Origin of the sequence: Halobacillus sp. HZG1, from assembly GCF_035818575.1 — a bacterium.
In the GTDB taxonomy this organism is placed as follows: Bacteria; Bacillota; Bacilli; order Bacillales; family Halobacillaceae; genus Halobacillus; species Halobacillus litoralis.
This window is the reverse complement of record NZ_JAYLVQ010000042.1, coordinates 59,516-71,843: the sequence shown is the minus strand read 5'-3', so window position 1 is coordinate 71,843 and position 12,328 is coordinate 59,516. Positions and strand designations below refer to the sequence as shown.

9 protein-coding genes are annotated in these 12,328 nt (G+C 44.3%); 8 read left to right on the top strand and 1 reads right to left on the bottom strand.

Translation table 11 applies throughout. From position 1 onward, the window contains the following. The first annotated feature begins 109 nt into the window (after positions 1-109). Both VKA52_RS06510 and VKA52_RS06505 read left to right on the top strand, forming a co-directional pair. Positions 110-2,332 (top strand): YhgE/Pip domain-containing protein, encoded by a 2,223-nt coding sequence (locus VKA52_RS06510; protein ID WP_326314654.1) that lies wholly within the window; start codon positions 110-112, stop codon positions 2,330-2,332. Positions 2,333-2,578: 246 nt separating this feature from the next. Then, complete coding sequence (locus VKA52_RS06505; protein WP_326314653.1) at positions 2,579-3,679, top strand: NADH:flavin oxidoreductase; 1,101 nt, start codon at positions 2,579-2,581, stop codon at positions 3,677-3,679. 183 nt (positions 3,680-3,862) lie between these two features. Here the strand turns inward: VKA52_RS06505 and VKA52_RS06500 are convergent, their stop codons facing one another. Next, positions 3,863-4,756 carry a LysR family transcriptional regulator gene (locus VKA52_RS06500; protein WP_326314651.1) on the bottom strand — a complete coding sequence of 298 codons (894 nt, stop codon included), beginning with the start codon at positions 4,754-4,756 and terminating at the stop codon, positions 3,863-3,865. A gap of 147 nt (positions 4,757-4,903) precedes the next feature. Here VKA52_RS06500 and VKA52_RS06495 point away from each other — a divergent pair, with 147 nt between their 5' ends. The 6 genes from VKA52_RS06495 (at position 4,904) to VKA52_RS06470 (ending at position 12,290) form a co-directional block, all read left to right on the top strand. Beyond that, positions 4,904-5,866, top strand: a complete 963-nt coding sequence (locus VKA52_RS06495) for a DMT family transporter (RefSeq protein WP_326314650.1) — start codon at positions 4,904-4,906, stop codon at positions 5,864-5,866. A gap of 223 nt (positions 5,867-6,089) precedes the next feature. After that, on the top strand, positions 6,090-7,349 hold the full coding sequence (locus tag VKA52_RS06490) for a GntP family permease (protein ID WP_326314649.1): 1,260 nt from the start codon (positions 6,090-6,092) through the stop codon (positions 7,347-7,349). Between the two features lie 106 nt (positions 7,350-7,455). Further along, positions 7,456-7,725, top strand: coding sequence for a hypothetical protein (locus VKA52_RS06485; RefSeq protein WP_326314648.1), 270 nt, complete (start codon positions 7,456-7,458; stop codon positions 7,723-7,725). Positions 7,726-7,818: 93 nt separating this feature from the next. Next, positions 7,819-7,965, top strand: coding sequence for a hypothetical protein (locus VKA52_RS06480; protein ID WP_326314646.1), 147 nt, complete (start codon positions 7,819-7,821; stop codon positions 7,963-7,965). Between the two features lie 142 nt (positions 7,966-8,107). After that, positions 8,108-8,944, top strand: a complete 837-nt coding sequence (locus tag VKA52_RS06475; protein ID WP_326314645.1) for an STAS domain-containing protein — start codon at positions 8,108-8,110, stop codon at positions 8,942-8,944. A gap of 178 nt (positions 8,945-9,122) precedes the next feature. Continuing rightward, the gene (locus tag VKA52_RS06470) at positions 9,123-12,290 is read left to right on the top strand and encodes a hypothetical protein (RefSeq protein ID WP_326314643.1); all 3,168 of its coding nucleotides are present in this window, start codon (positions 9,123-9,125) and stop codon (positions 12,288-12,290) included. The last annotated feature ends 38 nt before the right edge of the window (positions 12,291-12,328 follow it).

Here is a 12,328-nt window from a genome sequence, read left to right as displayed (position 1 = left end):
CATGAACGGGAGGATATCATGAAATTCTCTCAGGGTAGCCCCTAAGGAGGATCATGATCAACCGTTTCATGCATCAGCCCTGATTATTTTATTTACAGGAGCAACATGTATGAAACAGATATGGAAAATTTTCGCAAGAGATTGGAAGAGTATTTCAACAAACTGGGTGGCTATGATTTTGATTGGCGGATTGATTGTTCTGCCTTCCTTATATGCCTGGTTTAATATTAAGGCTTCATGGGATCCCTATAGTCAGACCGATCAGCTGCCTGTTGCGGTCGTCAATGAGGATGAAGGGGCAACCGTCAGAGATACGGAAATTGATGTAGGGAAAGATTTAGTAGAAGAATTAAAAGATAATGACAGCTTTGACTGGCAGTTTACCGATCGGGAAACGGCTATGGATAAAGTCGAATACGGGGATTATTACGCCGTCATCGTCATCCCGGATACCTTTTCCGAGAAACTTGGGACAGTGGTCAGTGATCAGCCGGAAAAATCCAAAGTAGAGTACTATGTCAATGAAAAAATCAATGCTATTGCACCTAAGATCACAGAAAAGGGTGCCAGCGTGATCGTGGATCAGATTACCAATGCGTTTGTTTCAGAAGTGAATGGCACAGTCGCAGAATTGTTTAACGACCTTGGTCTGGAACTTGAAAAAGATCTCCCTGATATCAAACGTTTTGAAGAATATGTCTTTAAGCTTGAGGAAAATCTCCCGGAAATTTATGATCTGATTTCCGGAGCTTATGATGATTCAGAAAATGCGGCTTCCATCATTAACGATGTGCAGGGACTTCTCCCCCGGGCAGATCAAGTGACCCGCGAAAGTCTTGGCACCATTGATGAGACCACAAGCTTCTTAAATGACGCAGAACAGCGGTTGAATGAGGTTGCGCCTCAAGTGGAAGCTGACTTGAAAAAAGCTCAGCAGACGGCAGAAGATGTCAACAGCTTCATTACTGATGTTCAATCTGTGGACCTTGATTTAGAAGGCGTCACGCAATTGAAAGATGGAATTAACCAACGGACGAATGAGGCGCTGGAGCAGTTGAATACAGTGGAAAACTTGTTGAAGCAGATTCAGGAGCAGCAGCAACAGCAGGAAGAACAGAATGGTGAAGAGAGTCCTGAAAACGGGGAAGAGAATCAGCAGGCTGGTTCTCAAGTGTCCCAGGAAACGGTGAATCAAGCGTTAGAAGAGGTCGAGCGCATTCGTGAAGGGTTGCAGAATGTTCAGAATGATGCCGGCCAGCTTGAAGAACAACTCAAGGATAGTCAGACAGAGATTGATCAAACACTGACGACGCTGGAAGAGAAATCCGGCGAAACATCTGATCGAATCGATGCTTTTCTGACAGAGTACAATGAAAATATTGAGCCAAGAGTCCTCGAAGAAATCAATCAGGCTCAGCAGACGCTTGCTGATGCCCGAAGTATTCTGACGGAAGCTCAATCTACGATTCCACAGATCTCGCAGATCCTCGGAAGTACAGAAAGCAATCTGGCGGAAGGGCAGGATATTCTTGAATATATGTTAAATGAATATCCGTATGTGAACGAGAAAGTCAATCAGATGGCTGACCGAATTCGGGATATCCAGGGAGAAACAGATATAAATGAAATCATTGAGCTTTTGAAAAATGATCCTGAAGCAGAGCAAAGCTTTTTTGAGGAGCCGGTGAGTCTAAGTAAAAATACACTGTTTCCGATTGAAAATTACGGAACAGGGATGACGCCGTTTTACACGGTGCTTGCGCTATGGGTAGGAGCCCTTCTACTTGTATCCCTTTTATCAACGGAACCCGTCCATACGTCGGAGTACCGATCCTACGAACAGTATCTCGGTAAACTGGCGACTTTTGTAAGTATTGGTTTCCTGCAGACCTTGGTTGTTACTTTAGGTAATCTGTTTTTATTAAAGATTGGTATTGCCGAATCCCTTTATTTTGTGCTGTTTGGCCTTGGGATTAGTTTTGTTTTCATGACGATTGTGTTTACGCTTGTATCCGTTCTTGGGGATGTCGGGAAAGCAGGGGCGATTGTCTTTCTTGTCCTGCAGATTGCCGGTTCAGGGGGAACGTATCCGGTCGCTTTACTTCCGGAATTCTTCCAGAACATTCATCCATTCCTGCCGTTCTCCTACGCGGTCGACTTATTGAGGGAAGCGGTTGGAGGCATTGTTGAGGCACGCGTTAAAACAGACGTGATCCGCTTATCTGCGTTTGCCGGCCTATTCCTTGCCATTGGGATTTTCTTAAAGGGACCACTGCATGATAAATCAAGAAAATTAATGAAAAAGTCAAGAGAATCCGGTTTATTCCATTGATATCGATGGACAGTGAAAAAGGAACTTCCGATGCGGAGGTTCCTTTTTGTATTTACTTGAAATCAAAAGTATGGTCATCGTCCATGGGTACAGGGCCGATGAATACCAACCTTGTAATCAAGGGAGGACTTCTCTTTTACCGCCGCTCTTGTTCAGGAATGGATGTGCCGGGTAGAAACAGATTGCTTTCGTTCTTATTTTTTATCTGTAATAATGAAAAATACCGTTACAAAAGGAGGCAGATCAATGACAAACCAAACAACAACAAAACCTTTATTCGAAACATTTACGAGTGATAAATTAAATCTTCCGAACCGGACCGTGATGGCCCCGATGACACGTGGATTTTCTCCCGGCAACATTCCTAATGAGGAAGTGGCTGCGTATTACCGCAGACGTGCCGAAAATGAAGTCGGGTTGATTATTACAGAAGGGACAGGAATTGACCATCCCGCTTCTGTCTCTGGTGCGAATATTCCTGTGTTTCACGGAGAAAAGGCGCTGGATGGCTGGGCCGATGTGGTGAAACAAGTACATGAGGCCGGCGGTAAGATTGCTCCGCAGCTGTGGCACGTAGGAATGACTCGCAGCAAAGGCGACCTTCCGAATGAAGAGGCCATGCCTGTAGGTCCATCAGGTCTGAGCCTGGATGGGGAGCAAGTGACCGAGCCATTAACCACAGAAGAAGTAGAGGCATTGGTGGAATCCTATGCCAAAGCAGCTGCCGATGCGAAGCGCCTTGGCTTTGATGCGATTGAAATTCACGGGGCTCATGGGTACTTGATCGACCAGTTCTTCTGGGAAAACACCAATAAGCGTACCGACCGTTATGGCGGCGATTTCGTCGAGCGCACGCAGTTTGCCGTAGAGATCGTTGAAGAATGCCGTCGTGAGGTCGGAGAAGATTTTCCGATCATTTTCCGTTTCTCCCAATGGAAGATGAATGACTTCCAGGCGAAATTGGTTCACACACCTGATGAGCTGGAACGTTTCTTGCAGCCACTTGTAGAAGCAGGCGTGGATTTGTTCCACTGCTCGACACGCAGGTTCTGGGAGCCTGAATTTGAAGGTTCCGAATTAAACCTTGCCGGCTGGACGAAGAAGCTCTCCGGTAAGCCCGTAATTTCCGTTGGTTCTGTCGGTCTTGATGGTGTCTTCACAGACTTCTCAGGTGCTGGTACAACAAGTCTTGACGGTTTAGTGGAGAAACTGGATCGTGAGGAGTTCGACCTTGTGGCTATTGGCCGTTCGTTATTGATGGATCCTGAATGGGTGAAGAAAGTCCATGAGGGTAGAGCGGACGATCTGTTGGCCTTTAATAAAGAAGCATTGCAAAAACTGTATTAATGTGAGCGTACAAGTTCAGGCGTCCTAAATTTTGGACGCCTGTTTTTTTTCTTGTGAAGACTATCGACGGTACTCAATTTTAAGAGAATTTTACTCTGCATGAGACAGCACTGACGTAAAAAAGAGTGACCCCCCTCTGCCCTCTATGATCATGAATCCTGAAAACGGTCCTATATAGGAAGACTACCAAGCCCGTTTCCAAGAGGTAAGTTCAGACTCTAAGGCTTTTATCAGTTTGGTCATGAGGCTGCCATGTAATTGATCTTTCCGCTGAATTAGTCCAATAGGATAACTGAGCTGCATATCCTCAATTTCTCTCAATTGTGTTCCTTCCAAGTCACGCTCTGAGGTCGTAACCGGGACGATAGCAATTCCGAGATTTTGCTTCACCGCCTTCTTCAATGTCTCCGTGCTTCCTATGGAAATACCTGAGTATAAGGTGTTTCCATATTTCATGAGCTCCGTTTCCAAAAGGCTGCGACACGTATGATTTTGCCCTGGATATATGAGTCGTTCTCCATGCAAATCACTGACTTTAATAGTTTTCTTCTCTCTTAGAGCATGATCTTCCGGAAGGAGAAGTCCAAGAGTTTCTTCAAACCATGATGTGAAAACAAGGTTCTCTTCAATAGAAGGAGGGGCGCTTATCGCAAAATCCAATTCTCCTTTTGCGACCAGCTGGCTAATATTTTTGGTGTTTCCTACCTCCAGCTCAAACTGCACCTGGGGCCTTTCGTCTAAAAAAGGAAAGATAACAGAAGGTAAGATTAAGCTTGCGGCAGGTTCAATCGATCCCATTCGAATAGTTCCGGCCTCTCCTTTTTCATAGGAGACCATCTTCTGCCTTACGGTTTCAGCACTGAATAATAGAGGGGTTGCTTCTTCCAAAAGTACTCTTCCCGCGTCTGTTAATCCTATTCTTTTGCCTCTTTCGAAAAGCTTCACCCCTAAATCCTCTTCAAGCTTTTTGATTTGCATCGTGACAGTGGATTGAGCATAATTCAACTCTTCTGATGCTCTCTGGAAGCTACCAGTTGAAGCAATAAGTTTAAAGGTCTTTAAAGATTTTAAATCCAAAAAGATAACCTCCTTCGTTAATTCAAAAATATTGAATTTGGTAATTGAATAATTCATTTTTACAAATGTAACATAGTGCATTACGATAAATCTATCGTTTCATTTGGATTAAAATAGCTTTTCAAATAAAAAGGGAGGGGAATCGTAGTGAAACAAAATAATAAATTTTTAATTGGTATTCTTATGTGTTTGGTGGCTGTGGTGGCTTGGGGCGGTATGTTTCCTGTTATGGGCAGTGCGCTAAAAGTTATGGACCCTTTTTACTTCACCCTGTTTAGATATGGGATTGCATCTATTATCTTTGTTTTTTTATTAACCAAACAGGAAGGGAAAAAGAAGTTATCACCTGATGGTGCTTTTAAGAAAGTCACATTCTTAGGCACCATGGGGTTTGCCGGGTTTAGTTTTTTGGTATTTTTAGGGCAGCAGCTTGCTGGCCAATCAGGAGCGGTTATTGCGGCTGTAATTATGGCGGTCCAGCCACTATTGGGAGCCCTCGTGCTTTTAGTAACGAAAAAAATTGTTCCTAAACCTTTAACCTTTTTCTTTATGGTGTCAGGACTCGTAGGGGTGGTTATGGTAATTTCAAAGGGAGATTTAAGTGTATTTGTCTCGGAAGATACGAATCTCCTTGCTTATCTTTTTATTCTCTTAGGTGCTTTATGTTTTGTCATTTATACGATGGGGGCGGGTACATTTCCTGGATGGTCCCCGCTTAGATACAGCGCAGTAACATCTATATTCGGAACCATTTCCATTACGGTTATTGTTGGTTTAGCTACGTTCATTGGCTGGTTAAAGGTTCCGACTCTCACAATGGTACAGGATATTTCAGGAGAGCTGATGTATATGTCACTTATTGCAGGGGTAATGGCTTTCTTTGCTTGGAATATTGGGAATAAAATCATCACACCGATAAATGGGATTCTCTTTATGAATATGGTTCCTGTAACGACGTTTATCATCTCTGTTATTCAAGGTTATCAATTAACGACCTTTGAATTGATCGGGGCACTTATAACCATCGCAAGTTTGGTTGGCAATAACCTCTATGTGAGAAAGGTTAACCATCGTACTTCAGCTCAAACAAAACTTAGAGCAGCTCAATGATCCGGTAACCAGGGATAGACGTGACGTATGTGATTTTTATAACATCACGAAAAAAGGAGAGAAGTTGTGTCGGGGAAAGGTACTGCGGTCAAGGGAATGGGCAGCAGTATCTTCTCTTTTTAGAACAAATGAACTAAAGTTTCAATCGCAGCCGAAGATCGCTCTATGGAATATAGCGAAAGAGGAATAGGGGTTTTTTATCTAGGAAAGGTGGTAGGCTTGGATGAATTCAGAGGTTAGTATTTTAGGTGTGTTGGTGGCAATGGCTGTAACGATTTTATTAATCTTCCGGAGAATTAACCCTACATATGCCATGATGGCTGGTGCTTTTACCGGGGGGATGGTTGGCGGTATAGAGGTAGCAGCAACCCTTGACTACATGCTGGAGGGAGCTCAATTATTGACCCCTGCCGTATTACGTATACTAGCAGCTGGAATCTTAGTAGGTGTGTTAATCGAATCAGGGGCTGCTAACGTCATAGCGAATACAATTGTCGAAAAAATGGGGGAAACTAGAGCGTTATTAGCTATTACTGTGTCTACTTTAGTTTTGACGGCAGTAGGAGTGTTCATAGCAGCAGCTGTCATTACCGTCGCTCCTATTGCATTGATGATAGCCAAACGGACGGAAGTTTCAAGATTAAGTATCCTCCTTGCCGTCGTATGCGGGGCGAGAGCCGGCAATCTGATGTCCCCGAATCCAAATACGATTGCAGCTTCGGAAAGCTTTTCCATACCTTTGACCGAAGTGATGTTTGCAGGACTTGGACCAGCTGCAGTAGGAGCAATCTTCACGTATTTTATAGCTAAAAAAGTGAATGATAAAGGGTCTAAGGTCAAAGAAATAAAGGAAGAAAGAGCGGTTGAGGAGAATCAGCCCACTTTCCTGGCTGCCATTTCCGGGCCAATATTCGCTATTGGCATCCTTTCTCTGCAGCCTTTACTGGATATTAAAGTGGATTCATTACTTGCCCTGCCTGCAGGTGGTTTGTTTGGGGTGATGGTTATGAGAAAAACAAAAAAGATGAAGTCTTATATGTCGAGTGGACTTGAAAAAATGTCAGGGATTTCTATTTTGATACTTGGGACGGGGACCTTAGCCGGCATTATCGTTAATTCGTCCCTTAATCAAATCATTATGAGCGGTCTGAACACATTTCAATTACCCATCTCACTCATCGCACCTCTTTCGGGTTCATTTATGTCATTAGCAACAGCTTCAGCGACATCGTCTGTTGCCATTTCCAGTAACGTGTTTGGGGAAGTGTTATTAGAGAATGGGGTCAGTGCTTTAGCGGGTGCGATGATGATTAACGCAGGTGCCGTTGCTTTTGATTTTTTACCCCATGGTCCTCTTTTCCATATATCGAGAGATAGCTTCTATATGGATATGAAGGAAAGGATCAAAGCACTCCCTTATGAGGCACTTATCGGAATTTTGCTCGTTTTGGTTTCTACCATTATATATGGGGGGCTATTTTAGAATGAGAATCAAATACCCCCTATGAAAATGTAGTCTATCATTCATTGATTATCTCGCAAATGAAGTGGTAGATGATGGTATAATGGCAAAAAGCGGAGGTGTTGTAATGAGTGAAGAAAAAAAGATCACATTTATGCTGCCAGACCAACACAAAGAGGCGTCGGTCTCGGATACCTCAAGCGAAAAATATTTAGAGTTTCTCCCGGATGAACTGACGGATCTGGTCAATTCTTTCGATGGATTTGAGCTGGATACGATTGAATTACATGTAACTGGGGCGCTTGATTCTGGAGGAGCGACCAAGCTGTTTGTGGATTTTTCTGGTGAGGCGGGCATGAAATTTACGTTGAAGAAGAAAGAAGAGAAGAAGGACTAGGGAAGAGTTTAAGGAGGATTTTTTTCTTCTATACTAAAGGGAAACATGCTCTGGGCTTTCCTATGAATAATGAAGAGAGTGTGAAAAATTTTCATGATTGGAACGTTCACAGCCATTTTCATTGTTGAACGTGAACTCAATCTAACTTTTGCGATTGTGTACCTTGTGGTTTATGGGTTAGTACTCGGAGACAATGCGATTTATGTTCTGAATAAGAGAAGAAAAATAGCAGGGAAGTAAAGGATGAAGAAGAGCGTGGGTAGCTCTATAAGGACGCTTATCCTATAATATCTTGGTTACCCCTCGAAAATTAGATCTTATTATTGTAATATATTAATGGATGTTACCCGATCATTGAGAAGATTTTTGAGGAGGAAGACTAATGACGACTGCAAAATCAGGAACATTGACGCCCGTAACGACGACCATTCTTGAGCAGAAAGAACAGTTGGCCCGCGCCGTTGCTATTCCTAAGGAAATAGGAAAAGGAGTGTCAGAGCAGCTCATTGACTGGAGAATGGAATTAATCGAAGCTTATGCCAATTCTTTAAGTCAGGATTTCAAGGAGGTTACTTCCAATCTTGAAAAGTGGAGCGACAACGTCTCAGGACAGCTCGTAGAATTAAGGCTGCCTTTGAATCTGGCACTTGTAGAAATAAGTGAGTATAGGGAAGTCATTGGGGCAATCATTAAGGACGTAGCTAAAAAACAGGATCTATCCTTTGACGATTTTTATGATATCCTCACTCGGTTTAATCACGCGGTTGACCAGGCCGTACAATTCATGAGTCAATCCTATATGGATGATTTTGAAAATACTATACAAACCGCTAATTATGCAGTGGATGAACTCTCCGTTCCGATCGTTCGAGTCACAGAGACGGTTGGTGTCATTCCGATCGTAGGAGAAATCGATACGAACCGTGCGCAGCTCCTCATGGAGAATGCCTTGAAGCAAGGGGAAGAGTATGAGCTTGAGACGATCATCTTGGATTTATCCGGGGTGAGTATCATTGATACGATGGTCGCTCATCAATTATTTAAAGTGATCAATTCGTTAAAACTTACGGGTGTGAATGGAATCATGAGCGGCATCCGTCCGGATATTGTACAGACAATGGTCAGCCTGGGTATTGATATGAAAGGGATCAGCACTTTCAGCAGCCTACACAGGGCAATCGAATCATTGCAATTACTTGATGGGAAAGCCAACATTTAATGTTGGCTTTTTTTTAACGAAAATAGATAGCCGTATAGGAGGAACGAGGAAAACACATGAGAGGCTCACCTAGTTATACAGAAGGATAGGTGTTAAAGATATTCATACCTGTACTAATCTATTATAATGAACAGTGAACAAAACCTTAGCATCATTTTCCTGTAATCGGGGGTATTATATGAAAAAAAATCTATGGATTGTTGTTAGCATACTTTTTATTATAGCCTTGCCATCGGTCATCTGGCTGTTTTCACCATCCAAAACACTCGATGTCACGATTCTTGATAAAACCGTACCGGATGAGAGCGCTCGTGAACACAAAAGCCTGACATGGCTGTTGAATTATAACAAATACAAGACCAGTGAGAAGAAATCCTATGACTCTATGAACTATTACGGTTTAGTTCCCGATGAAGAGGAGCAGATCATAGAAGAAAAAATGCTGCCAGAAGGTCTCGGGGGTACTGACTTGATTTATGTCGCTGATACATACGGAGTATATAAGCAGGATCTGCCCTGGGCGGAGGAACCTGATGAAGGATCTCCTGAGTTGATCGAGGGAGGCCTTGGGATGGATGAATGGCAGCAGATCAGGCAGCAGGTCCAATCCAACGGGAAGGACCTGGTCATGGAGTTCAACAGCTTTGCCTCTCCGACGAGTGACGCGGTTAGAAAAGATGTGACCGACTTTTTGAAGGTGGATTGGCAGGGTTGGATCGGCCGGTATTTTCAGGATTTGAACAAAGGTGGAGAAGTCCCGGAGTGGGTGGTATCACGTTTTGAAGAAAAGGAAAAGTCATGGACGTATGAAGGAGAAGGAGTGGTCCTTATCCATGAATTCACGAGCGAAGTTGTCGTCTTGTCTTTAGAAGAAGGAGACTTGGAAGGTGCTCCTATCCTAGCGACTTTTACTGATAAGGGGGAAGAGCAGTTCAACCTCCAACAGAGTACGCCATATCTTTACTCGTTCGATATCCTTGAGGCTGAAGAAGGAGCGGAAGTGCTGGCTGAGTATGAAATCCAAACAAGTGAGCAGGGGACAGGGAAGCTTGATGAGCATGGAATACCTGCTACATTCCCGGCGGTCACTCACTATGAGGACCAAGGGGGCCATCGCTATTATTTCTCAGGGGATTTCGCTGATTTGGCAGATGTCCCCTCGTTCTATCAGTACAAGGGTTTTGCGAAAGTAAGGGAATGGGTCGCAAAGTTCCAACCGGACTCTGAAGAGAGCTTCTTTTGGAGCACCTATCAACCGATGATGGGAAGAATTCTCTCTACTGCCGCAAAGGAAGAAGAATCAGATCCTGTCACTGCTCCTCAAGCCGTGACGGAAAAAATTCATCACCCCTCTCGTGTCCATGATCAGAAAGTCGAAGTTTTTCAGGACAACGAATGGCAGTCAATGACGGTTAAAGGTGTCAATATCGGCATGGGGAAACCCGGATACTTCCCCGGGGAAGCAGCGATTGATAAAGAGGAATACGCGCGCTGGTTTGAGCAGATAGGAGAAATGGACGCGAATGCCATTCGTGTGTACACCCTGCATCCCCCGGGTTTTTATGAGGCCTTAGCGGAATACAATGCACAGGCGGAACAGCCTCTTTATGTGTTTCATGGCGTATGGATCGATGAAGGGCCTTTAGAGGAGACGAAAGATGCTTTTGATGCAACCATCACAGCCGCTTTTCAAAAAGAAATGAAGAAGATCGTGGATGTCATTCATGGTGAAGCTAAAATATCGGCACAGCCCGGTCACGCGTCCGGACTTTATACGAAGGACATCTCGCCTTATGTAGCTGGATGGATCATTGGAATCGAATGGTATCCGATAATGGTCGATCAAATGGAAAAGGATTACCCGGATCTTGGCGACTATGAGGGTACATATACGAGGACCGAAGACGCAAGTCCGATGGAATATTGGCTTGCGGAACAGATGGATGTTCTCACCACTTATGAAATCGAACAGTACCAAAGCATGCGTCCGTTGAGTTTTACCAACTGGGTGACGACAGACAACCTCGATCAGCCGGCAGAACCTCTGGAACAGGAGGATCTTGCAAGTATCGATCCCAATCATATCTTTCCAAAAGGGAAGGCGGAAGCAGCCGGCATGTTCGCTTCCTATCACGTCTATCCGTATTATCCGGATTTTCTCAACCTTGAGGAGTCCTATACGGAATTCGAAGATCACCGTGGTGAAAAGAACAACTACGCAGGCTACCTGAAAGACCTGCATGAATCGCACGACCTTCCTATTCTGATCGCCGAATTCGGCATCCCGGCTTCAAGAGGAAAGACGCACGAAAACCCGTTTGGCTGGAATCAGGGTTTCATTTCAGAAAAAGAACAAGGCCAGATCGTCAAACGCCTGTATGAGGATATTCTGCAGGAAGAGCTGCTTGGAGGTCTTGTTTTCAGCTGGCAGGATGAGTGGTTCAAGCGGACGTGGAATACGATGGATTACGACAATCCCGACCGCAGACCGTACTGGTCGAATGCACAGACGAATGAACAGCAGTTCGGACTCTTAAGCTTCGATCGTTTGAAAGTGAAAGTGGATGGAGAGGACGATTGGGAAGAAGGAGCAACTCTTTATGAAGGTGGAAAAGGGGAGCTGCAGTCTGTGATGGCCGATCACGATGAACGGTATCTATATCTCAAAGCGGTAGTCGCCCCTGAAGGTTTTACGAAAGAAAAAGAGGTTCAATTTCAGATCAGCGTGCGACCTGACAAAGGGATTCAGCTGGAAAATCAAAATCTCGTTTCAGATTTCCGTGTGACGATTCCAGGGGAAGAAGACGCGAAGGTTGAAGTTGCACGTGATTATGATGTGTTCCACTTTCAATACGTCCAGGAAATGGAGATGACCGAGGATCCCTATATGGACGAAGACTTCCATCCGATACGACTAGCTCTCAACAAAGGGCTCGTCCGCCCGGATACCGGGGAAGAGTTTCCTTTTGATTCTTACGAGACAGGCGTCCTGCGCTATGGAATCGGAAATCCTGAGTCGGAAAACTATGATTCTCTCGCCGATTATTATTACTCCGCGAAAACAGGGATTCTGGAACTCCGCCTTCCATGGATGCTGTTGAATGCAAAAGACCCTAGTCAGAAGGAATTTATCGGAGATCTGGATAAAGGTGGCCTGGGATCATCAATCACCATCGATGGACTGGATATCACAGCAGCTGTGACGGAAAAAGGAAAAGTCGTCGAGTCGTTCGGGTTTGATCAGCCTGCCCGCTATACGTGGCAGAACTGGGATCTCCCTCTGCATGAAGAACGGTTGAAGAAGTCTTATCCAATCATAAAAGATATCTTTTCTACGGTCGAATGACCCTGAGAAATTTGGACGTGATATACTTTAAACCATAG

Bases quoted from the DNA above. Each gene is read 5' to 3' on its own strand.
- VKA52_RS06485 (WP_326314648.1), top strand. From the start codon at position 7,456: ATGAGTGAAGAAAAAAAGATCACATTTATGCTGCCAGACCAACACAAA.
- VKA52_RS06505 (WP_326314653.1), top strand. From the start codon at position 2,579: ATGACAAACCAAACAACAACAAAACCTTTATTCGAAACATTTACGAGT.
- VKA52_RS06480 (WP_326314646.1), top strand. From the start codon at position 7,819: ATGATTGGAACGTTCACAGCCATTTTCATTGTTGAACGTGAACTCAAT.
- VKA52_RS06510 (WP_326314654.1), top strand. From the start codon at position 110: ATGAAACAGATATGGAAAATTTTCGCAAGAGATTGGAAGAGTATTTCA.
- VKA52_RS06475 (WP_326314645.1), top strand. From the start codon at position 8,108: ATGACGACTGCAAAATCAGGAACATTGACGCCCGTAACGACGACCATT.
- VKA52_RS06470 (WP_326314643.1), top strand. From the start codon at position 9,123: ATGAAAAAAAATCTATGGATTGTTGTTAGCATACTTTTTATTATAGCC.
- VKA52_RS06490 (WP_326314649.1), top strand. From the start codon at position 6,090: ATGAATTCAGAGGTTAGTATTTTAGGTGTGTTGGTGGCAATGGCTGTA.